This is a genomic window from Shewanella sp. KX20019, from assembly GCF_016757755.1.
Classification (GTDB): Bacteria; Pseudomonadota; Gammaproteobacteria; order Enterobacterales; family Shewanellaceae; genus Shewanella.
In genome coordinates this window covers 744,895-767,868 of the sequence record NZ_CP068437.1, presented here as the reverse complement: position 1 = coordinate 767,868, position 22,974 = coordinate 744,895, and the positions used below count along the sequence as shown (strand labels likewise).

Sequence of the window (22,974 nt, the reverse complement as noted above, 5' to 3'; positions counted from 1 at the left end):
AAGCTATTACTGCATTTCGGCAACTATCTATAAAGCAACCCACAACTGCGCCGCGATAATCCCTGCACCTAACAAGCCTGCAACACCCATGGCAGCAGTGCCGCCACAGACTTGGTACCCGCCTAAGTTTTGCTTGCGCTGACCAAGTGCCATCACGATGGGTAGGAAAATAATCATCACAACCAATGGAATAGCGGCAAACCCGAGGACCTGAAAGAAGCCATCTGGATAATAAAGCGCACACAATAACGGTGGAATAAAGGTGATTAACCACGTTTGAGCACGGCCAAGCAGATTGTCTTTTGCACGCGTTAGCTCTGCCACGTAATCAAACAAGCTCATGGTCACACCGAGGAAAGATGTCACCAAGGCGAGGTTAGCAAATAGGTCAATAAACTGCTGTAAAATGGCAGAGTCTGCAACCCCTTGCAGTGCGGTTACCAGCAGCGGTAATGACCCTTCAAAGCCATAAACCGTTGCACCACCTAACGTGCCCAATGTCACCATCAACCAAAGTATGTAACAAACTAATGGAATGGTAGAACCAATAATAAGCACTTTACGCAGTGACATCGCGTCACCATCTAAATAGCGCACTATGGTTGCAATACAAACATGAAAACCAAATGAGGTGAACACAATTGGAATAGCAGCTAACCACAAGTTAGTTAAATCACTGCCACCAACTATGCCGGCGGTAGAGTTGTTCATCATCAAGTTCATATCCACTTCAGGAAGCAGATAGGCGACAACAATAACTAGCAGGGCGATCATTGAGGTAAACAGCACCCGTGATACTTTATCTATCCAGCGTACGCCGACCGCAATGAAACCACCAAATATAGCGGTAAATATTAACACTGCCAGTTGGTTGTCCATCTTCATGCCAACCAGATCCATCTTAGACTCAAGCAGCGATGAACCACCCATTAGATAAACCATAGTTAACGCAAACAGTAGGCTTAGAAATGAGCCTCCTTGGATAAGTTGACCGACTTTACCTAAGGTTTTACCGGTAATCGCATGTACATTTAGGCCCACGCCTGCACGTAAATTGATTTCGAGCATTAATAAAGAGGTGTAGATAGATACGCCCCAGATCAGCACTAATAAAAGCAGTGCTGGGATGGTACCTAGTGAAGCTGTAGCAAGTGGCAATGCCAACATACCACCACCAATTGCAGTGCCAGCTACAATGGCGATAGAGCCAAGTATTTTTGAGTTCACAAAATTGTCCTGTTAGATTTTATAATTTCTTTTTGGTAGGTCAGATTTAGAACGACTTTGAGGGAGAGGTTTTTCGCACGTTAACAATACTATTAACAGCCCCCAATCGAATCTGGTCATCATCAACCTTAGCGATTCCAATTGGCCCCAACGGCTTAGTTAAATAATACGGATATTCACCTTATCAACTTCGCCACTGAGGCTGTATAAATCGAGGGCAATATCGATAAGAATGTTTCATTACGACTCTTTCTCTAAAAAATGACTGTTAGCGACATTAACAGCTACTAACCGCGCGGGCAAGCCATCGACACAGCATAAAATCAACTTAATACTAATCGACAATAAGGCTGTAAAGGCTTAGTAACAGTTAATTTACGTTTTACTGTTTTCGCTCAAAATTGAGGCATTGGACGCTTTTTTAGCATTGATATTGGCCACATTATCACTATAATGCTCGGCTCTGCTTCGGGGGAGTAGCTATCAATCTTTGCAACACATCAGCATCGATTGAGTAAGTATCAACATAATTGGCCAAATGCCATGGTACTTACAGTTAATGACTATGTCGTTAACCCAGCAAGACCTGAGCACAATGCCACTCGTATTGGGGAGGGGTGTATTGTGCTTAGAATTTTGCCTCCCCGCTATAGGAAACATCTGTGGAAGCTTTTCTCGCCTCAACCTTTACTGTTGCTATTGCCGAAATCGGTGATAAAACACAGCTACTCGCGCTCATTCTAGCGGTTCGTTTCAAAAATAAAACCGCCATTATTCTCGGTATTTTTCTGTCGACACTTGCAAACCATTTTGCCGCCGCTTGGCTTGGTCAATGGGCTATTAGTTTTATCAGTCCAGAAGTTGGTCGCTACCTAGTCGCTGCATCATTTTTTGCCATTGCACTGTGGGTGCTTATTCCTGATAAAGTTGATGAAGAGGAGAGCCGCTTTTATGCCATGGGGCCTTTCTTAGCCACTTTTTTCCTGTTTTTTATTGCCGAGATGGGTGATAAAACCCAGATAGCCACTGTAGTACTCTCAGCCAAATACGATGCATTAGCTATGGTTGTGATGGGCACCACGCTTGGCATGCTAATCGCTAATGTGCCGGTCGTTATCGCCGGCCACTTTAGTGCAGAAAAACTGCCTATGCACTGGATCCATCGCGGCTGCGCAGTATTGTTCGCCGTATTGGGTGTGGTTACATTACTTGTCTAGGCATTAGGTGCTAGGTGCTAGGTGCTAGGTGCTAGGTGCTAGGTGCTAGGTGCTAGGTGCTAGGTGCTAGGTGCTAGGTGCTAGGTAATGATTCAAAAAAGGCAAAACAGAATCAACTGTTTTGCCTTTTTTGTAGTTGTTTTAGGCTTATTCTCTCCTCCTAGAATCTGCTTTTTCTAGTCGCTAGAACCTTCTTTATCTCCTAGAACCCTAATGCTTGCTTTACACGTTGGCCATAATCGCTATCCGCGGCGCTAAAGTGCTCAACCATTTTCGCCTGCGTTGCTTCACTCACCACACTCAAGGTGCCGACAATATTGGCAATCAATCTGGATTTTTCATCTTCAGGCAATAGACGATAAAGGTCGCCCGCTTGGCTAAAGTCATCTTGATCGTAACGGCTATAGCGATCTGCTTCGCCGTCTAAACGTAGCGGTGGCTCTGCAAACTGTGCTTGGTCTTGCAAGCCATCATGGCTATTAGGTCCATAGTTGCGGCTTGCATCAGCGCCTGTTTGGCTGCTAGAGAAAGGACATTGTGTTCCCGCCATTGCGCCGCCACGTTGATGATGATTTGCGGTGGTTGCATGGGGGCAGTTAACCGGCAACTGGTTGTAGTTAGCACCAATACGGTAGCGCTGGGCATCAGCATAAGCAAACAAACGCGCTTGCAGCATCTTGTCTGGCGATGCACCAACTCCAGGTACTAAGTTACTCGGGGCTAATGCAACCTGCTCAACCTCTGCAAAGTAGTTTTCAGGCATTCGATTCAGTTCTAACTCACCAATCTCAATCAATGGGTAGTCAGCATGTGGCCACACCTTGGTCAGGTCAAACGGGTTGATCTTATAAGTGTTAGCTTCAGTTTCTGCCATTATCTGTACTTTCACTGCCCACTTAGGGAAGTTACCGTCATTAATCGCTGCCACCATATCGCGCTGCGACGAGTCAGGGTCAATCCCTTTAAGGATATCGGCCTGCTCTGCGGTTAAGTTGGCAATGCCTTGCTTAGTCTTAAAGTGGAACTTAACCCAGAAACGTTCACCCTTAGCATTCCAGAAAGAGAAGGTGTGCGAACCAAATCCATGCATTTGACGGTAGTTAGCCGGGATACCGCGATCAGACATCAAGATCGTGACTTGATGTAACGCCTCTGGGTTTAACGCCCAGAAATCCCACATTGCATGTGGATCTTTAAGATTGGTCTGTGGATTACGCTTTTGTGTATGGATAAAGTCGGGGAACTTAATACCATCTCTCAGAAAAAATGTCGGCGTGTTATTACCGACAATATCGTGGTTGCCGCGCTCAGTGTAAAAACGCAAACCAAAGCCACGTGGGTCACGTTCAGCATCAGCAGAGCCCATTTCGCCGCCCACGGTTGAGAAGCGCACAAAAGTTTCAGTTTGCTTGCCGACACCGTTAAAATGGTCAGCCAGAGTAAAATCGCTTAAATCCTTTGTTAGGGTAAACGTACCGTAAACCCCAGTACCTTTAGCGTGCACTATACGCTCAGGAATTCGCTCACGGTTAAAGTGAGCCAGCTTCTCAATAAGATGCCAATCTTGCAGCAGTAATGGCCCGCGCTCGCCCGCTGATACTGAGTTTTGGTCATCGCTGATAGGGGCGCCATTTTGTGCAGTAAGTACTCTGTTTTGCTGACTCATAAATTACTCCTTAATCTTGATCCGCTTGCAACCAAGTTTCGATTAAATCAAATATAGTGGCCATGATTGCTCTCCTTTAAACGGGTCGCTATGGCGTTAGTGCAAATAAACTCTGTCTCGATGGAGTAATAGTAGTCGTTTAACCGAAAGCTACAAAACGATTAGATTCGATAAGTACAAACTACTTTAACGATTAAGAGGGGTGTAATGTGGTGATGAGTTAGCTTTTGTCAGTAGAGACTAGTGCTGCAGACAATTAAGCCTTCTGTATACGCTAACTATTTTGTGGAGTTGAGTTAGATGAGGTTAGTTTGAACGGAGCTGAATTAGACTTTGTGCTATGTATCTTCTTTTTCAAACAAAATTAAACGTAAGATCTTCACTGAAATGCTATGTTGCAGTGGTTTCAATGAATAGCTTTAATCACTTTAAGTTAATCATTTTTAGCGTGGCTTGACGCTATTAAGCCACGCTAAAGCTATTATTCCTGCAGAATTTTATCCGTTTTATAGAGCTTAACAATATAATAAGCATCGATAAGCACGATAAAAAAGTTAACTAATGCCACTGGCAAGGCATCAATGGCTAAGCCATATGCAACAAATAATGCCGCGCCGACGAGATTCCACCAGCGTAGCTTTTTGATATTCGACATCATCAGTGATATCGCTACCACCACCGATGCTAAATACCCTACCCATTCCCATATTGTTGCGCTATCCATTCTCGCTCCAATCCTTATCAAAAAACCAATATATTGAGTATGGCAATAGTTTGCTAATGCAACAGCTTGCCGAACAATTATTTATGCTTTAGTGCTAAATATAAGCTGCTAGCGCTAGGTTAACGTTTTACCACAGCTGCAGTCATTCGAGATATGCAGCACAATTCGCCTGCACTATTGTGGATCAACACCTCCCATACAGAGCTGCGCTTTCCAAGGTGTATGGCTTTGGCTGTTGCGGTTAATGTGCCATTGCGTGATGCTTTCAAATGGTTAGCATTGATCTCTTGGCCAACGCAGTAATACTGCTCGAAATCGACGGCAAAATTTGCAGCATAGCTGGCGACAGTTTCGGCCAAGGCGACATTCGCACCACCATGAACTATACCTAACGGATTGTGCACTGCAGGGGACGCAGGCATCGTCGCTTTCATATAATCATCACCAATTTCAGAGATGGTGATCCCCATGGTTTGCATTAATGTGCCTTTACCATGCATCCCTGAATCCATTTTGGCACATGTTTCTAAGCTTACCGGTCTAAACCAAATTGACATCTGTTACATCCATTTTTGTAGTTATTGTCGACAGTTTACTGCCTAATCAAAAATGTTTAAACAGGTAAGATGAGTATAAGTAGCTGATCATTAGATGGGTGTTCGTCACCTTAACCTTGACGGTAACGCTTTACTGAATTTAGACGGGCGATAGATAATAACCATAGAATTGGCGCGCGATTAGGCTTAATGTTAGGTATTGATACGCTTGCACGTTCAACTTATGTGCCTAACCACGCGCCATAGGGTAATAGGTAGTCTTAGCACGACTCTATCAATGTAAGCTTAACTAAGTGTTAATGTCGGTTTGCATTCGTAACAAGAACTGCAAATGCAATTTTATTGCTGAGCGCATACCCTATTAAAAGGCAACAGTATTGTGATATGGCCGCAGTGTATACAATCACAATTTTACTGCAAGTAAATCCGCCCTATTTTGCGCAGATAAGTGATATTTTCATCGTATTATGGCTTACATATCGCCAGCCACAACAAAAATACAACAAGGACAGCGTCACACAAAAAGAAAAGAAACAGTGGTTAGCCTTAACCAACTTATTTATAGAACAATTCTACCGATAAACATATGCTATAGCGGACAGTAATCAGAGCTAAATACTCATTACCACTAACCATTAATGCTCAATCCACCACAAAAACAAACCATAAAACCATCTATTATGCGCACTAATGATCAGTTTTAAGGCTAACAGGCTATTTCTTAAAACTAACGCTCAATTACTCGCCACCGCATTGCAATATGTAGATAAATCAGCAATAAAAAAGCCACCTTAATCATTAAAGATGGCTTACTCTGGTGCTAACCTATGCTCATAAACTTCACCGTTAAGTGCAGTCCATGACGCTGTGACTATTTCACGATTTGCTGTAGTAGCATCGTAATCAGTTAATACCGAATTGGATCTTCCCTGCCGTAAGCGTTCATATCACCAATAACCGGGGCGTCACCCTCAATATCTTTGATAGATTCACCGATAACCTTAGTCGTAGAGACACGAAAATCTATCGATGGTTTAAAGTAATATCGTGGCTTACGAACTCCAGCAAAGCCGTGTAATCAACATATGTTTGTTTTCTGTAACCGTCAGCGCAATAAGCTTAAAATTTTGCAATGGCCGAGTAACGGCTTTTGGCTACATTACAAACGACTCGAGAAAAACACATTTAAATGCCCTGGGATCAAAGACGAACAATTAGATCTACGGATTTACCGCGTGACGTAGTTAACCATGATATCCCGGTTGCTGAGAAGGTCAGTGATTGCTGTGGTGGTGAGCTGCATCAAACCGGTGAAGAAAGAAGCGAGAAATTTGAATTTATTTCCGCTCAAATGAAAGTCATTGAGCATGTTCGGCTCAAATATGCTTGTCATCATTATGACAGACAAGGCACTCAGGTCAGCACCAAAATAGCTTCAGCCCCCGCAAGCACCATTCCGAAGGGGATTGCGACGAGCTCGCTACTGAGCCAAATCATTACCAGTAAGTATCAATACAGTTTGCCTTTGTATCGTCAGGAAAGCATGTTCCGACAATATGGTATCGACTTAAGCCGCAAAACCATCGTGGACGCATACCTTAAAAAAGAGCCCAACCGCAAGGTTGGGCTCTGTTTCGAGATCTAAGGTATCAGCTAATTAACCTTATTGAATAATAAGTTTAACCGCCGCAACCATCAGAATTTCGAGAATTGATATAACGGACATCTTTCACGGTGTCATAGTCAACGGGATCAAGCGAGTCATGCTTTTTAATGAATTGATAAAGCATGTCTGCATCAATAAAGCCGGTGTCTCTGGCTTTTTCCTTCAACTTGGGATATTTGTTCCCCCCGGCAGCATTGTAGCTTGGGAGGGTAAATCGATATTTATCCGTTAGCTTGAAGGGCTTGTCGCCAACCATCTTGATGTCGACATCTTTCGCTTTACAGTCAACAGTCATCTTGATGCCGCTGAAGTGAGCAAAGCCTCCTGAGCCTCGCGTCTTAAGCGCAACCTTAGATAAGTACTTTTTCAGTTCGTCACCATTCATCTCAGTCACTGTCACACTGTTGGAAAAAGGCTGCACCTTAAGCACATCACGATAGCGGATAGGCCCTTTTTTTATGCTGGCACGAATACCGCCAGAGTTGATGATGCCGAAATCCGCTGGCACAGGGAGCTGAGTCTGAGCATGGGCTATCATTATCCCTAGAGGCGTCGCTTGGTAACGAACCACCTTACGCTTACCAATGAAATCCGCCTTTGCAACACCAATCTCTTCCCTCAGCTGTACCTGTCCCTTGCGCTGATAAGGACGTAGCAGCTCAAGTGTTTCTGGATCCTTGGGGGTTAGCATCGAAGAATGCAGCATGAAACCATACTTGCTTTCAGTGTTTACTGGAACCAGCTCGTAACTTGCTAGGTGGAGCTCGTCACCGTAGTATTCAAAGTCCGCACGGCCTATAAATTTACCCCACTCGTAGGCTTGCATTATCCAAGTGCCATTTTGACGATCGGGCTTACAAGGCTCATCTCGAGCATATTTTTCTACGTATTCACCAGTGTCCCCTTCCATACACACAGGCAGTTGTGAATGGCCGCCAATGATTGCCTGAATCTGACCAGGCTCAAGGCTACGAGCTAAGGCAACATCACCTGGAGCGTTACTGCCATGGTTGCCATTTTCATAGTGGCCCATATGGGTGAGACCAAAAACTAGATCTGGATGATGCTTCTCTTCAAGTTCTGCCAAAGTATCTTTCGCCTCAGCTTGAGCTGAGGTAAATTTGAAACCTTCAACATACTCTGGATTACCGATTTCAGCGGTATGCTCGGTTGTAAGACCTACTACGGCTAACTTTAAACCTTGAACCTCAAACACCTTGTAGGGCTCAAAGTAGCGTTGCCATTCACCATCGACTTGGCGATAGATGTTGGCCGATAACCAAGGAAATTTTGACCAACCTCTCTGCTTGTCCATCACAGTTGATGGATTATCAAACTCATGGTTACCCACGGCCATGGCGTCATATCCAAGGTGGTTCATGCCGATAAAATCTGGCTCGGCGTCTTGAAGATCAGACTCAGGAACGCCAGTATTGATGTCTCCACCTGAGAGCAGCAAAACCTGGCCTCCTTGTTCAACCACCTCTTTGCGGATCTCATCAAGGATGGTTTTCCGTGCTGCCATACCATAGCCACCGTTTTTACTATGCCAGAAGCGGCCATGGTGATCATTAGTATGCAGCAAGGTGAAGCGTTTACAGTCATCGCCTGCTGCTATACAAGCGGCAGATGCTGTCACCTTCGGCGCCTTAGGCACTTCTTCCACCTTTTTCTTACCACAGCCACTCAATGCCAACGCAAGAGCAATAGCTGAACCAGTTAGAAGTAGGCGAGAAGGACGGAGTGAAGTATTCATAATAACCCTTCAATATTAAACAAATAAACGTTGCCACTAGCTTTAGTGACTAGCCTCTCACGAAGTGTTCGAGGTGCCAAATGAGGTATAAACCAACGGCTGCACAGTTAAAAAAAGCAGCACCCAGAGCGATCCCGGTGCTGCTTTTTACAGGCTTAACTGATGCTTAGCCTTGGCGGCGACGCAACCACATTAGAGGCAGCAGCAGAGTCATAAGACCACCTAAACTACCGGCGCCATCAGGCTTAGTCCAACCAGTGTCTTCGGTGTTTGTCACCTCAATGCTAACTGACTTACTGAAGCTTTCTTCGCCAACCGTTGCCGTGAGCTCGAACACGAGAACTTGATCGATATTTACGCTAGGTGAAGTCACATCAAGTGTCAGGTCTGTAGCGGTAAATACTGCCGTGTTTCCAGATAGCTGCTTCCAGCTGTAACTAGTTCCCTCAGGAGCATCAGCGACAGTTGCAGTGATGGAAGTACTTTCGCCTTCGGTCAGCTTGGTGTTACCAGCAAACGTCACATCCAGAGTCAAAGGCACGTTGGTCACAGGCAAACTAACAGCTTTAGTGGTTTCCAGAGTGCCATCACTGATGGTCAGAGTGAAATTCAGAGTTGTGTCGGCTTTAACCATTGGCGCAGCCAAAGACAATACAGCCTCACTACCAACAACAGTCTTCTCTTCAGCAACAATCTGCTCCCACTTGTAAGTAAGAGCAACACCTTCGCCAGCTGTAATTGCAGAGGCATCGATAGTATATGCAGACCCTTCAGTTACACTCTCAGGAGTAACAATATCACCTTCAACGATCAAACCAGGATTTGGATCGTCACCACAGACTGCACCATACACTTCTTGTACTAACTCAGGGCGGTCAATGAAAGGGTTACGGTTACCCTGGTATTTGTATACCTGGTTGTTACGGTTCTGCTCGTAGGTATCAACAGCATCTAACTTGTTCCACGCATACAGAGTACAAAGCGTACCGATCAGCGGAGCGCTATCCTCGTCTGTCGTCGTTAGGCGATCGACTGCGACTAGATCTGGCATATTAGTTGTTGTTGTATCGGTCCCTTGATAGCGAGTGTCCATATACATGATCATACGAGCTACATCGCCTTTCACCACATCACGAGGCTCCCAGCAGTCGGTAGTTTTGTTCAGGTAGTTACCAGTGCCTACACCGTTGAACAGAACCTCTTCACCTGTATCGCCACACGCACCAAAGTCATTGTTGCTTCGTGCTGTATTGATACCAGGATCTGAAGGACGCAGGTGATGAGCATCGGTGTAGCCCCATTGAGAGTCGCTAGGGAAGCCATGGCTCTTGGCCCAAACGTGCTCACGGTTCCACTTGCCAGCACCACTACCACTGGTTTGGTTGTCGTATTTTGAGATGGATTTACCCGTGTAGATCTCAATAACATTCTTATCGTTATCGGGATCTTGATCAGCATGAGTAAGTGTGCTCCAAACCTGCTTATAGGTCAGATACTTGTGATCTTTGGCTATGATGATCGACAGGGCATTCTTAAGCTCATCTGCATTGGCAAAATCGCCACTAAGTACATCTGAGTAATAGATATCACCATTGAACGTAGTAGGATCGGCAACCGGAGTCAGAGTCTCGCAGTTGGTGCAAGGACCTGTTTCTGGCTCTGGTTCTGGAGGCGTTACTGAACCATCGCAGGCACTCTCACCAGGACAATTAAGGCCGTCTGAAGTGTCCTTAGGCAGAACAAGCCATTGGTCCTTTGAGGTTCCAGGGTAAGTATCCGAGATATCAGTGTCACCGACCTTGACAGAATCTTTACGACGCAGGGTTTTATCTACAGTAGAGAAATCACCGTCGCTCCACTTTAGCTGTTCTCCAACCTTACCAATGCTATCAATAACTGCACCGTCTTTGGTGAGCACCATAGCATCATCGCCATTAAACCAAGTTACTTTGGACTCTGTTCCGACTTTAAACTCATCGGCTGCAGCCGAGTTATGGTACACAATGCTCTTGCCTGCATCCAGAATGCCACTCAGCGCTTCAAAATTTCCAACTGTAGTTTGGCCGTTGAAGTAAAGTCTTAGCTCGTATTCATTATCGTCAAGATTAATAGCACTACCACCTACATTGGAGATCTCAATGGCTTTGTTGCTGCTACCGCCTTCGATGTACTCTGTAATCAACAGCACACCAGGCTCGACGACAAAAGTACAAGCATTCTCACCAATACAGCCAAATCCATCGACAGTGTCCTTGGGCTGAGAAGTCCAGTCATTTTCGTCGAAAGTATCTTTAGCTACCATGGAGCTAGTAGTATTGCTACGTCGCAGCGTGACATCTTTACCCCAATCTTTTGGGGTAGGAACCGCGCCAACAATATCAACGACCGTGTCGCCATTGAGCAGTGCAACAGCATCTGTTCCATTCTGCTGAAGCCCGCCAATCATAGACGTTACGCTAGAGTCGAGATTCAATACTGCATCAGCATGTCTAATAACTAAGATGCCTTTTGCGGGTATTTCCTGATCTGCAAACGCGAGCATCTCTGTGGTAGTAGTAGCACCATCTTTGTAACGAACTAGCTTATAGCCATTTAAAGATTGTGCAGCGTCACCGGAGTTATAAAGCTCAATAGCTTTATTATATCCGCCGCCTTCAATGTACTCAGTAATCAGTAAGTCAGCACTCGCGGCAGTAGAAAAAGCGCCCAGAACCATAGCAGTCGCGGTGGCAACTGCACTCATTTTAATTCTCATAATGTTATCTCTTTTGAATCTTTTAAGGGAAGCGCACTGCCCGAAAGCAGGCGCTTCATTGTCGAGAACAACGCTTATTTGCGAAGACGACGGCGCATAGCTGCCAGCCCGAACAGGGATAACAAGCTGATGAAACCAGTGCTACCAGCACTACCGTCACCGCCAGTTTTATCGTTTTCTTCTTCTACAATGTCAGCAATCAAAGAGTCGCGGTTAGATACCTTCGCTTTGAAGTTTTGCTCAGACCCTTCTACAAGTTGACCATCACGCTTTAGGCTTACGGTGACGTTGTAGATAGCAGATGGCGCACCAAAGACCTCGAAATTCACCAAAGCTGTCGTGTCATTAGAAAGGACCACATTAGGAAGTACCATCTGAGTCAGATCTAAACGCTGTTCATCATCAACAGGACTCATACTGACGGTCGCGACATCCCCAACTTGAGCAGAAATACCCGTTGGGATCTGGTAAGGAACCTTGATCAGTTTTCTCAGTTTTGGCAGATTCAGAGGCACGTTAGCATCCGTATCACCAGGCTTATAGCTAAGGGTTATTAGCGCAGGATCGTGATCCGAGGCGCGATAGATGTCCTCTTTGTAGAACTTATGCGTTCCAGTACCGTCGATGGTACCTTTAAAACGGTTTTGGTAGTCATACAGGCCGGTCTCTGCTGCATTCACATGCCAGTCAGTAGCATCAATCACGCGATCTTTCAGAGAAGGAGAGATCAAAATGTGATCAAGCGAGCCTATTTCGTCACTGAAAGAGTAACTCCAAGGCGTCTTACCCTTCTCCTCGAACTTTTCACCGACGATGTCGATGTAGCCATAAGTCTTAGTGATGATGGCTGGAGAGCCATCTTCGTTAAACTGAGGCTTAGGTCCAAGGTAAGTGTGGCTAGCGGTAACGATCGTCTTGTTGCGTGGGTTCTCGGTAAGAACGAGTACAGGATCTTCCTTACCATAGGCGTTCAAATCACCAATGATGATCTTATCCCCAAGAACGTCTTCCATCTCTTCACCTAAGTGCACGGCACCGGCTACACGGAACTCGGCACAAGACCCTTGGTAGTCCAGATCTGGCGCTGTGCGGTTGTTCCAAGTCGTGGCATTGCCAAACTCAACACCTTGCCATTCTTCCCAACAAGTAGAGCCTTTTGACTTAAGGTGATTTACAGCTAGCGTCAAGCGCTTGCCTGTTTGGTTGACGATAAAGGTGACAACTAAGGCGTCACGATGGTAGTTCTGACCGTTCTCTAGAATTTCCTTGTTCTGATCTTTGATCACCTCACCTAAGTCGTTCACTGTGGTAGGCGCTTTCTGCTGAGGCATTGGGATAACGCGAGTGCGCTCAATGCTCATCTTGCTTGGGCGATATATGATACCTGTAGCAATGGCGTCAGAGCCAATGGCGTCTAGGTTATCCAGCATTTGATTGCCGTTGTTGTCAAAACCAACGAACACATAACGGTTCTCAGTGGAGTTAGGGCCATTGTAATCTTGCGCTCGCTCATCCACATACTGGATATTGACCTGGTTCACAATCTCAGCAATGGCACTATCATCGCCAAAACCGTTGTTTTCAATCTCCATCAGGGCCATGACATCGGCATCCTGAGCACGAATAATTTCTACCAGCTTGGTTCTCTGGTTAATGTATTCATCGTAGCTATCTGCGCCTCGGCTCTGACCAAAGTTGTTGTTGTCGCCACCGAAAGGAGAGTTAAAGAAGTTAAACAGGTTCTGACTGGCAATGCGGATCGCAAAATCATCTTCTGCCACAGTGTCATTCAGATCAGGGGTCTCAGTACGCGGTAAGTTGTGAATAAAGTTATCACTAGTCAACTGGTTGGTTATAGTCAGGCTGTAGTCCTGATCATACATATCAGTCCCAGGAATCAGCTCAGTTTCGTATTGACTGATCACACCCTGCGCGTTAACGAGACTATCATCGATACGGATGTAGTTGGTGTGTGGATCACTGTTAAAACCAGCGTAATAAGGTATGTCTGTACCGCCTGATTTAGGCGAGCTTTCAATCACTAAACGATAGTCATTGTTTTGCTCATAGGCCGCCTTAGACTCAGGGCTTCCTGCAACGTGCAAGTGGTTAGGCTGTAAATTAGGACGCTTATAAGCTGCCACCATGTTGTTGCGACCGTTAGGAGACGACAGGTAGTTGTAGCTGAAGCTGCGAGTGATACGCATATCCTCTGCGGCTTCATCGCTAGGAGTACTAGGGTCAAGATCTGTAGGCAGATTGACCAACATACCTTCGTGACGCTCTAGCGTCTTATCGAAAGAACCGTTATCAGAGCTAATGACCTGAATATCGGTAGGCTCAGTTGGGATGTCAGTGTCAGTAACGTTCCAGCTAAATGCCGTATCAGCTGACATTTGAGTCTGGCCTTGATACTCGGTCACTTTACTGCCGATACAAATGGTTTGACCTACTTTTAGATCGCCGGCAGCACTAGAGCTAACGAAGATGCCATCGGAAGTCTCTGGGTTGTTGTCAGAAGCAAGATTACGAAGATAGAAGCCCTCATTAGGGATAGACACCTTAGCTGAGATAATACCTTCTACGGCAACTTTTTCAGCTGATTCGGTTTCACCCTCAGCAATCAGCGGCGAGGTAAAACCTGTGCCCTGGACTTCACTAGGAGACTTGATTTCACTTTTATCGGTTGGACAAGTGAAGATGTCCATGATGTCTTCAGCATCAGCAGCAGGCAGCTCGGATTTACCTAAATCGTCAGTCCTCATCGGCAAAATGTTTTGCCATTGAGTAGCATCGAAGGTATCTGATTGAGCGGGATTGTTGCCATCAGCAGTTTGTTTACGACGCAGAGTAGTGTTCGGTGCCCACTTGCTAGTGTCGTTCGCTGCTCCAACACGATCGATAACGGTATCCCCATTTTTCAGGAAAAAACCGTCATCACTGGTCATGAACAGGTTGTTGTACTTATTACTGCTATCATATGTAGAGATAACAACGGTGCCACCTTGAGCCGTAATATCATCACGAAACTCTTCGCTAGAACGACTGTTGACAATCACCATAGACGCGCCAGCGGCAAGCGTCTGACCAGTCAACAGTGGCTTAACATCAGCGTTAAGCAACTCGTTGTCGTACTTGCCGCCAGAGCGTTGGTAAGCAGTAATGTCAGCGGTAAAGGTAAAGGCATCAGAGCCTGTATTCGTGATTTCAACCGAGCCCACATTAGCATCGGAACTTTGGGTCATTTCGGTGATCAGCAGATCTTCAACGCCAGCGAAGGCGCCCATGCTGATGGTGCTGGCAATGGCCAGCGATAGTAAACTTTTCTTCATAGTAAACTCTATAAAAGTTGGATTCGATACGGACTAGAAGTACATACGCGCGTAGGCGTAGGCTGCTTCAGGGGCTTCGCCGACTCGGCCTTCCAAAGAAAGCACGATGTCGCGGGCAGGACGATAGTTGAAACCTAAACTCCCCCAACGGCGCTCTTTCCCATATTCAGGTGGCAGCTCGGAGTAGTCGTAGTTAGGACCGATCAGATCCCAGCCTTCGTATTCTTCGTGGTTTGCGGAGCCGATTATTTCCCAGTGCTCATTCAAGTCGTACTTGGCACTTACCGTTACACCTTGGTTGCGGAAGGTCTGATAATCTAGGTATACGTCACCGCTCTTACGTGTAGACAAGTCTTCATCTTCTATAAAGCCATTAAAGCCAATAGAAAAATCTTGCATCAGTTTCAGGCGTGCACCCAAACCAATCTGTTGCTGCTCACCATATTTACTGACGCCGTTGGAACCGCCGCGAGTTTCTAAGCCAACCACGACAGATAGCAGATCTGACATCCAGCCTACATATCCGTTAATGATGTCACCTTGTTGGGCACCACTCTTGTGTTCACCGTTATATGAGTAGGAAGTGCCTAAAATAAGATGTTCAAACTTGGCTTGGTACTTAACTGTATTCTCTTGGTCACCCGCCTCACCCGTTTCAACGGACTTGTTGAAGGTGAAGTCGCCAAAATGGTCGTAATCGTCGAATGCTGTGTCGGTTAGACCAAACTCGAACCACTGCTGTTCGGTTAAGATATAGCCGACGTACAACTTGTCGATAGCCAGCTCAAACTCACCGTCTCCGCCAAGCCAGTTACGGCGTTGGTAGTCCAGTTCAAGACGATAAGTGAATTGTTCACGTCGACCCTCTACGCCCATAGTTGCGAAGCTATCATCTACATAGCCCTTGGTATCGTAGAACTCATCGTGGTTGTATTCTGCATGAGTATCAAAATGTCCACCTACGCCCACTTCGCCATATAAGCGAACGTGGTCACCTTGACTATCACCATCTAGCATTACAGCGCTCACTGAACCGGCACTAAGCATAGTGACGATAGCGATTGCAATTGTTGATTTGTTTAACATTGCTGTTACTTCCGATTAGTAATTTGTCAGCCTATAAATGAAGGCCAAACTCAAAATTAAAAATGTTTATTAGTAATATCTTAAGCTGATAGCTATTCAGGTAGGTGGAGAATTCGATGGCGAAACCGCCGATAGTTTTATTACAAATTTCATACATTCAACCCCATTTTTATAATGATGCCGCTAATTTCTATTAACGTGCGCAGCGATTGTTGCAGAGTTTCGTAACAAAAAAAAGAAGGTTTAATCACATTTAGAATGTATAAGTATTTGTTAAACAAAGAAAAATAAAGATCCACTGACCACCCGAGAGAACAGGGTGTAAACATAATGGTTTTAGGCAGTAAAAATCATGCACTTAAGCAAGAACAGAGATGGGTGTTTTTTGCATAAAATGATGTGAGAATTAAGGGGGCTTTTTTTATAAAAAACTAAATTTAAATTGTAAATCGGCTACTACAAACTAAAAACAGTCAGCAAAACCCACTAAAAAGCTTGAGAAAGGCTTTTTATAAAGATAAAAAAATAGCCGCGAATGACAAAAAGTCGACGCAAATCTTGATGATTGCGTCTTTCAAAGGGCAGCATGCTAGAGCTAAGAACAGAGTTCGAAGTGGCTCTGATAGGTTTGTGCCCAGCACTGTTTTTCAATCCCGGCGACACGAATGTTAATGATTTAGTCTTTCAAGCGGGACTATATTTCGGGCACCTTTCCAAAAGCTCTCTTCCTAAGAACAGAGCTCAAAATGACTTTGGTAAGTTTGAGCCCAGCGCAACAGTTCGACACGGTTGCGTGATTGGGTTTTTCTAAAAACGGATGAGATATGTGCCTTAACGGTGTGTTCACTTATGCACAAATCTTGAGCAATCTCTTTATTGCGGGCTCCACTAGAAACCAACTGAATGATGGTTTTTTCTCGACGAGTTAATAGCTTAAATGATTCCGAACCTTCGACGGATAACTGCAGAGGCGTGTCGATTTGACTCACTAACTGACGAAACACGCGGCTTATCAATGTTCTATTATACCAAAGTTCATCGGCTAGGACTTTTCGCAAGCCTGTAACCTGCAAGTCCATTCGCTGCTCTGCAAATAAAAGACCTCTGATCCCCAATAACAGCGCAGACTCTTCATCTAAAGAATCTACTACCACGTCATAAAGTGCGACGGGGACATGTTTAACAAGTTGAGATGCAACTAAAGGAATGCCGTTACAGTCCACTGCTGCACCTTGTTGCGAAATAAGATAGAAACTGCGGCTATGAGCGCTGGACTCCAGCTGCTCGATGTCTGAAATCACTCGCGTCTTCAAGCCAATTGATTCTGCAAGCATGGCCAGATGGCAAGGTGCTGTCACCTGATGAAGAAATACCACTTCATCAATACTATCCATATTATCCATCACTTCTCTCCCTGAAAAGTTTCACTTAGTCCATTCAATATTATTTCGTCATTACATTTAAAAACAATGCAATATAAAAGCAGACTAAGCCAGTCTACCTAGAGTTGGCTTAGTAATAAAGCATGCGTGATGAAAATTACGCATTAAAAAACAGTACAATGACTAATATTGACGCAAAAAATAGAGTATTAAACTATTATTTTCAGATAAACCTACGATTTGAGCTTAATCGCGATCAACTTATCATGGTACCGGCTCAATAATACTATCGCCGCAATCGCCCCTACTAGCGCCATCGCCATGTCAGACTGTGTATCCCAAACATAACCTTGAGTACCGAGAAATGCTTCGGCATCCTCGCCTGTAAGCTCGGCCACCCACCACTCAATAAGCTCATAAAATGCTGAAAACGCCAACGCAAAACAAACAGCCAGAAAGTGACACCAAGCGCCAACTTTGATGACACTTAAGCGGATAAATATCTCTCTGGCCAGAATAACCGGAATAAACCCTTGCGCAAGATGGCCTACTTTATCGTAGTTATTGCGGCTGCTACCTGTCCATTCAGCTATCCAGTCAAACAGAGGCACTTCGGCATAGGTGTAGTGCCCGCCGACCATTAAGATCACACAATGAATAAGGATCAGCACATAAGCCAAGCTCGTTAATGGAAAACCTTTACGCGTAAAAGCCAGCAGTGGCAATGCTATTAATGCCGGTAAAACCTCTAAAAACCAAGTGAACTGATCTTTTGGCTCTATGGCAGACCAAAGCAGCACCACAAAATAGATCACTAGCCATGAAACGCTTTTATTCAAAATATCTCTCCCATATAAGATATTGTTCTAAATTTAGAATAAACACTTTAGCCATCTAGCCCTCTACACCGAGTAAAAAAAGTGCTACTTTGTTTCTTGATTGACAGTCTATACCGAAACTAGCCGAACAGTTGAGTTTAGTCGTCTCTACTGTGATGTAAGGTATACAAAATACTAATAAACCAAAAGGGTACATAAATCATGGCGAAACATTCGCTGGACAAGGATAAGATCAAAATCCTGCTGTTGGAAGGCGTCCACCAATCTGCAGTAGATGTATTCGAACGAGCGGGTTATACCAACATTGAGTATCACAAAGCAGCATTGAGTGAAGAGGCTCTAGTCAGTTCGATTCAAGATGCGCATTTTGTCGGTATTCGCTCCCGTACCCAACTGACTGAAGCTGTATTAAATCAAGCTGAAAAACTGGTCGGTATTGGTTGTTTCTGTATTGGCACCAACCAAGTGAGTTTAGCTGCGGCTGAAAAACTTGGCGTGCCCGTCTTCAATGCGCCTTTCTCCAATACTCGAAGTGTAGCTGAATTAGTATTGGGTGAGATCATCATGTTGCTGCGTGGAATACCTCAGCGCAACGCGATGGCTCATCGAGGCGGCTGGCTGAAAAGTGCAGCAGGAAGTTATGAGGCACGCGGAAAAACACTGGGTGTTATCGGTTACGGCCATATCGGTACCCAGCTTGGTATTCTTGCTGAAACCTTAGGCATGCGCGTTATCTTTTTCGACATTGAAGACAAGTTGCCTCTCGGGAATGCACAGCAGGTACATTCAATGGAGCAGCTGCTATCGCTTGCTGATGTAGTCAGTTTACATGTGCCAGAGACGCCACATACCAAAGAGATGATTGCTCATGCAGAGCTTGCTTGTATGCGCAAAGGCAGTATTTTGATTAACGCTTCACGTGGCACCGTAGTCGATATTGCTGCATTAGCTGCTGCGCTCAAAGAGGATCACCTTTCAGGCGCGGCAATTGACGTATTCCCTGTTGAGCCTAAGTCGAATAACGACGAGTTTGTCAGCCCTCTGCGTGGACTAGATAATGTAATATTGACGCCTCATGTTGGTGGTAGCACCGCTGAAGCGCAAGAGAACATAGGTATTGAAGTAGCCGGCAAACTGGCGAAATACTCTGACAATGGTTCAACCATGACGGCCGTTAACTTCCCAGAGGTATCTTTAGCGCAGCATTCAGGGACTTCACGTCTATTACATATTCACCGTAACAGACCAGGGATCCTGATCCAAATCAACTTGGCATTTGCAGAGAAAGGCATCAACATCGCGGCCCAGTATCTACAAACAACCGCTGAAATTGGTTACGTTGTGATGGAGGTTGACTCAGATAAAGCCGATGAAGCGCTCTGCGAAATGCAAGCGATTGAAGGCACCATTAGAACTCGACTGCTTCACTAAGCCCTAATCAGTTGCTATAAAACTTGGTAGATAATCTAAGGCCGTACAATTTAATATTGTGCGGCTTTATATCCAAACGATCTCAAGATAGCGGATTGCGCCTTTTGGGAGGGTTTAGGTGTAGTTTCAATAAACTTGCGGTATGCAACTTTTCGCAGCCTATGATTAGCGTTACAATCATCGCTCTTCTGGTTTAACTCTTGGACTTGCTAATGACCCTGTCAACTTCTCAGCCTAACTGGCCTTTAAACGGACAACAGCCCTCCCTTATTGTGTCCCAGTTATCTCATTTCGGTTTAATCTCGGTAACGGGCGAACAAGGCCGCAGCTTTATTCATGGTCAAGTCACTACTGATATCAGTTCACTTGAAGATAATCAATGGCGCTGGGGCGCACATTGCGATCCTAAAGGGAAGATGCTTGCCACCTTTAGAACCTTTGCCAAAGGTGACACCCTATTTATGATGATGCCAAAGCAAACCTTGGCATTAGATCTGCCGCAGTTACAAAAGTATGCCGTATTTAGCAAAGCCGATCTCAATGATGTCAGTGACGACTGGCTACTGTTAGGTGTTGCTGGCGAACAAGCTGCAAGCTGGTTAACTGAGCAGTTTGGCACCTTAAACGATGAAATAACCCTCATCGACAATGGCATGATAATCCAAGATGCAGGCCGCTTTATTGTCATAATTGAGCAAGCAAGTGTAGCGGACTTCAATAAACTGAACGACGCTGTAATTGTTGATGCAACTGCATGGCAAGAGCTGGAAATATTGGCGGGCTACCCCAATATCGGCGCTGCGCATAATGCTAAATTTGTGCCGCAGATGTGTAACCTACAAGCGCTCAATGGCATCAGCTTTAACAAAGGCTGCTACATGGGCCAAGAAACGATCGCTAGAATGAAGTACCGCGGTGGCAACAAGCGTGCACTCTATATTGTGTCAGGCACTGTATCGGCCGAGTTAAGCGCTGAAAGCCAGTTAGAGATCGCATTAGAAGATGGGGCTGAATTTCGCCGTGCTGGTACCATCATTGAAAGTGTTCAACGCGACCAGCAGCTGCTACTGACTGCAGTTTTAGCCAATGACACCCCACTCGATGCCACGCTTAGGATCGCAGGTGATGATACATCACAACTCAGCATCATTGCCCTACCTTATTCATTAGAAGAGAGTGATTAACTTTCTGCCTTCTCCATAAAAAAGGCGCTTAGAGCGCCTTTTTTATGGATGATGAAAACCGTTGGCCAATTAGGTTTCATGATGCTGATCGCGGATCATAGTTACATCGTTAATAATGGCTTTAAAATTTTCCACTAATTGTGGGTCAAAATGTTTACCGGATTCACTGTCGATAAGATCCATGGTATCAGCCACTGTCCACGCCTTTTTATAGGGTCTGACAGAGGTTAATGCATCAAACACATCGGCGATTGCCACGATCCGCCCTTCAATGGGAATATCGCTTCCCGCAATGCCATGAGGATAGCCACTACCATCCCACTTTTCATGGTGACTAAGTGCGATACGCTTTGCCATTTCAAGTAATGGGTCTTTATGCTCGCCAATGATTTCGGCACCAATTTCAGCGTGTCGCTGCATCTCTTTCCATTCAGGTTTATCTAACTTAGCAGGTTTTTTCAAAATCGAATCTGGAGTGCCTATCTTACCAATATCATGCATTGGTGCAGCGTTATAGATAAGATCGCAGTACTTGTCTGGTAGGCCTGTTTTGATTGCTAACAAGCGCGCATAGTGACTCATCCTCACGACATGCAGCCCGGTTTCATTATCCTTATACTCTGCTGCTCGACCAAGACGTCTAATAATCTCAAACCGGGTATCTTCAAGTTCCTTAGTACGCGCTTTTACCTCCTGTTCTAGCAGGCGTTTTTGATCATAAAGAGCAAGGTGAGTTTTGACTCGAGCTTGCACCACAGGCGCACTAACAGGCTTAGTGATGTAATCGACGGCACCAAGTGCAAACCCTTGAGCTTCATCTGCGGTATCGGCCAATGCGGTCACAAAAATAACCGGGATATGACTGGTGAGCGGATCTTTCTTTAAACGCTCACACACCTCATAGCCATTCATTCCTGGCATCATCACATCAAGTAATATGATGTCTGGCGGATTTTTATGAGCTAATGCCAGCGCTTTGGGGCCATCAATGGCCACCTTTATCTTGTGATCACTACTCAAGATCCCAACCAAAATATCGATGTTACCCGGGGTATCATCCACAACGAGAATGGTGGCTTTATCCATGAATCAGAGCCTCCTTTTAGGCCAAAATCACAACTGATTCATCAAGTATAGTCAGCTTTAAATCAGCTGGTGAGTTACACGAGCAAGCGCTTAATTTTTGTTATTGAATTGCGTCGAAAACTGTCGGGATCTATCAACATGTAGTTTAAATATATCCGGCCTGGAGTAGTGACCAGCTACATCCAGTGCACGTTTGGAGTGTGAAGCTAATTCAACATCAATATCCACCACTAAACAGTCCTTCTCTTTAGATAATGGTCCAGCCACGATCTCTCCTGTTGGCGACACAACCAGAGATCCCCCCGGATTAATCCACTCTTCATCAGCAGGGTAAAGTCCATCCAAATTTGGAAAATCCTCAGGGAGATCTTTTCTTTCTAAAGCAACTCCACAAGATATAACCCAGCACTTACCCTCCCTAGCGATATGCTGCATCGTGCCAACCCACTCCTCACCACTGTCGTAGGTTGGCGCAATATAAATTTCGATACCTTGCGAATAGAGAGAGTACCTCGCTAGTGGCATATAGCTTTCCCAACAAATTAAGCTACCAATTCTCCCGACAGGGGTATCAATAACATTTAGCCCATGACCATCGCCAAAGCCCCATACCATACGTTCCGGATTAGTGGGCATTAGCTTACGATGAATATTGATAATTTGACCTTGAGTATTGATCGTTATAGCCGAGTTATAAATTGTCGATTGGCTATTGGCATTATCTCGTTCGTTAATACCACAAACGACAGTAACGCCGTTATCTTTAGCGGCTTCTAGCATGGGTTTTAGCTCATCAGAAGACAGGTCGATCGCATTTTTAAGCAGCCGTATATGTAGTTCTTCACTGATCCCCCAGTCACCGCCAGGCCTCAACCTCCAAATCCAGGCGGGGTATCCAGATATAAACGCCTCTGGGAAAACGATAAGTTCAGCACCTTTAGATGATACTAAGTTGATGAGATCTACAGCTTTCTCTATAGTACGTTCTTTATCAAGAACATAAGGTGACTCCTGAATAATTGCGATTTTTTTCATGGCTTATTCACTTTTTTAATAAAGACAGAGC

At 45.1% G+C, this 22,974-nt stretch carries 16 protein-coding genes, 2 pseudogenes and 1 riboswitch; of the genes and pseudogenes, 5 read left to right on the top strand and 13 right to left on the bottom strand.

The features are described 5' to 3' along the window. Window positions 1-27 precede the first annotated feature (27 nt). A complete protein-coding gene (locus tag JK628_RS03355) occupies window positions 28-1,227 on the bottom strand; it encodes an aromatic amino acid transport family protein (protein ID WP_202287867.1) in 1,200 nt (399 codons plus the stop codon). A 466-nt stretch (window positions 1,228-1,693) separates the two neighbouring features. Beyond that, a riboswitch (yybP-ykoY riboswitch) is annotated at window positions 1,694-1,805 on the top strand. An 84-nt stretch (window positions 1,806-1,889) separates the two neighbouring features. On the opposite strand from JK628_RS03355, the gene JK628_RS03350 reads away from it, so the two are divergent. Continuing rightward, window positions 1,890-2,444, top strand: a complete 555-nt coding sequence (locus JK628_RS03350; RefSeq protein WP_202287866.1) for a TMEM165/GDT1 family protein — start codon at window positions 1,890-1,892, stop codon at window positions 2,442-2,444. Between the two features lie 202 nt (window positions 2,445-2,646). Here the strand turns inward: JK628_RS03350 and katB are convergent, their stop codons facing one another. The 4 genes and pseudogenes from katB to JK628_RS23545 all read right to left on the bottom strand — a co-directional run. Further along, a complete protein-coding gene (gene katB, locus JK628_RS03345) occupies window positions 2,647-4,110 on the bottom strand; it encodes a catalase KatB (RefSeq protein ID WP_202287865.1) in 1,464 nt (487 codons plus the stop codon). A 481-nt stretch (window positions 4,111-4,591) separates the two neighbouring features. Beyond that, entirely contained in the window at window positions 4,592-4,834 is a 243-nt protein-coding gene (locus JK628_RS03340; protein ID WP_202287864.1) for a YgjV family protein, read from the bottom strand. Window positions 4,835-4,953: 119 nt separating this feature from the next. Continuing rightward, window positions 4,954-5,391 carry a PaaI family thioesterase gene (locus JK628_RS03335; protein ID WP_202287863.1) on the bottom strand — a complete coding sequence of 146 codons (438 nt, stop codon included), beginning with the start codon at window positions 5,389-5,391 and terminating at the stop codon, window positions 4,954-4,956. 824 nt (window positions 5,392-6,215) lie between these two features. Continuing rightward, window positions 6,216-6,412: pseudogene (locus JK628_RS23545) on the bottom strand (hypothetical protein); the annotation flags it as partial. A 64-nt stretch (window positions 6,413-6,476) separates the two neighbouring features. On the opposite strand from JK628_RS23545, the gene tnpB reads away from it, so the two are divergent. Together tnpB and JK628_RS03325 are read left to right on the top strand one after the other, a co-directional pair. Continuing rightward, a complete protein-coding gene (gene tnpB / locus JK628_RS23540; protein WP_202287862.1) occupies window positions 6,477-6,635 on the top strand; it encodes an IS66 family insertion sequence element accessory protein TnpB in 159 nt (52 codons plus the stop codon). Beyond that, a pseudogene (locus JK628_RS03325) lies at window positions 6,617-6,976 on the top strand (IS66 family transposase zinc-finger binding domain-containing protein); the annotation flags it as partial. The gene tnpB and the pseudogene JK628_RS03325, both read left to right, overlap by 19 nt. A gap of 94 nt (window positions 6,977-7,070) precedes the next feature. Here the strand turns inward: JK628_RS03325 and ushA are convergent. The 6 genes from ushA to JK628_RS03295 all read right to left on the bottom strand — a co-directional run bounded on the left by ushA (window position 7,071) and on the right by JK628_RS03295 (window position 18,207). Further along, window positions 7,071-8,813 carry a bifunctional UDP-sugar hydrolase/5'-nucleotidase UshA gene (gene ushA, locus JK628_RS03320; protein WP_202287860.1) on the bottom strand — a complete coding sequence of 581 codons (1,743 nt, stop codon included), beginning with the start codon at window positions 8,811-8,813 and terminating at the stop codon, window positions 7,071-7,073. Window positions 8,814-8,979: 166 nt separating this feature from the next. After that, entirely contained in the window at window positions 8,980-11,568 is a 2,589-nt protein-coding gene (locus tag JK628_RS03315) for an endonuclease (RefSeq protein ID WP_202287859.1), read from the bottom strand. A 74-nt stretch (window positions 11,569-11,642) separates the two neighbouring features. Then, window positions 11,643-14,900: an ExeM/NucH family extracellular endonuclease gene (locus tag JK628_RS03310; RefSeq protein ID WP_202287858.1), complete on the bottom strand. Its 3,258-nt coding sequence runs from the start codon at window positions 14,898-14,900 to the stop codon at window positions 11,643-11,645. A gap of 33 nt (window positions 14,901-14,933) precedes the next feature. Continuing rightward, entirely contained in the window at window positions 14,934-15,986 is a 1,053-nt protein-coding gene (locus JK628_RS03305) for a porin (RefSeq protein ID WP_202287857.1), read from the bottom strand. A 728-nt stretch (window positions 15,987-16,714) separates the two neighbouring features. After that, window positions 16,715-17,380, bottom strand: a complete 666-nt coding sequence (locus JK628_RS03300; RefSeq protein WP_202289695.1) for a helix-turn-helix transcriptional regulator — start codon at window positions 17,378-17,380, stop codon at window positions 16,715-16,717. Between the two features lie 221 nt (window positions 17,381-17,601). Continuing rightward, window positions 17,602-18,207 (bottom strand): DUF2238 domain-containing protein, encoded by a 606-nt coding sequence (locus JK628_RS03295; RefSeq protein ID WP_202287856.1) that lies wholly within the window; start codon window positions 18,205-18,207, stop codon window positions 17,602-17,604. A gap of 201 nt (window positions 18,208-18,408) precedes the next feature. Here JK628_RS03295 and serA point away from each other — a divergent pair, with 201 nt between their 5' ends. Then, window positions 18,409-19,638 carry a phosphoglycerate dehydrogenase gene (gene serA / locus JK628_RS03290; protein WP_202287855.1) on the top strand — a complete coding sequence of 410 codons (1,230 nt, stop codon included), beginning with the start codon at window positions 18,409-18,411 and terminating at the stop codon, window positions 19,636-19,638. A 212-nt stretch (window positions 19,639-19,850) separates the two neighbouring features. After that, a complete protein-coding gene (gene ygfZ / locus JK628_RS03285) occupies window positions 19,851-20,822 on the top strand; it encodes a tRNA-modifying protein YgfZ (RefSeq protein WP_202287854.1) in 972 nt (323 codons plus the stop codon). Between the two features lie 69 nt (window positions 20,823-20,891). On the opposite strand, the gene JK628_RS03280 is transcribed toward ygfZ, so the two are convergent. Together JK628_RS03280 and JK628_RS03275 are read right to left on the bottom strand one after the other, a co-directional pair. Beyond that, the gene (locus tag JK628_RS03280; RefSeq protein ID WP_202287853.1) at window positions 20,892-21,908 is read right to left on the bottom strand and encodes an HD domain-containing phosphohydrolase; all 1,017 of its coding nucleotides are present in this window, start codon (window positions 21,906-21,908) and stop codon (window positions 20,892-20,894) included. A 90-nt stretch (window positions 21,909-21,998) separates the two neighbouring features. Next, window positions 21,999-22,943 (bottom strand): carbon-nitrogen hydrolase family protein, encoded by a 945-nt coding sequence (locus tag JK628_RS03275; RefSeq protein WP_202287852.1) that lies wholly within the window; start codon window positions 22,941-22,943, stop codon window positions 21,999-22,001. Window positions 22,944-22,974 lie beyond the last annotated feature (31 nt).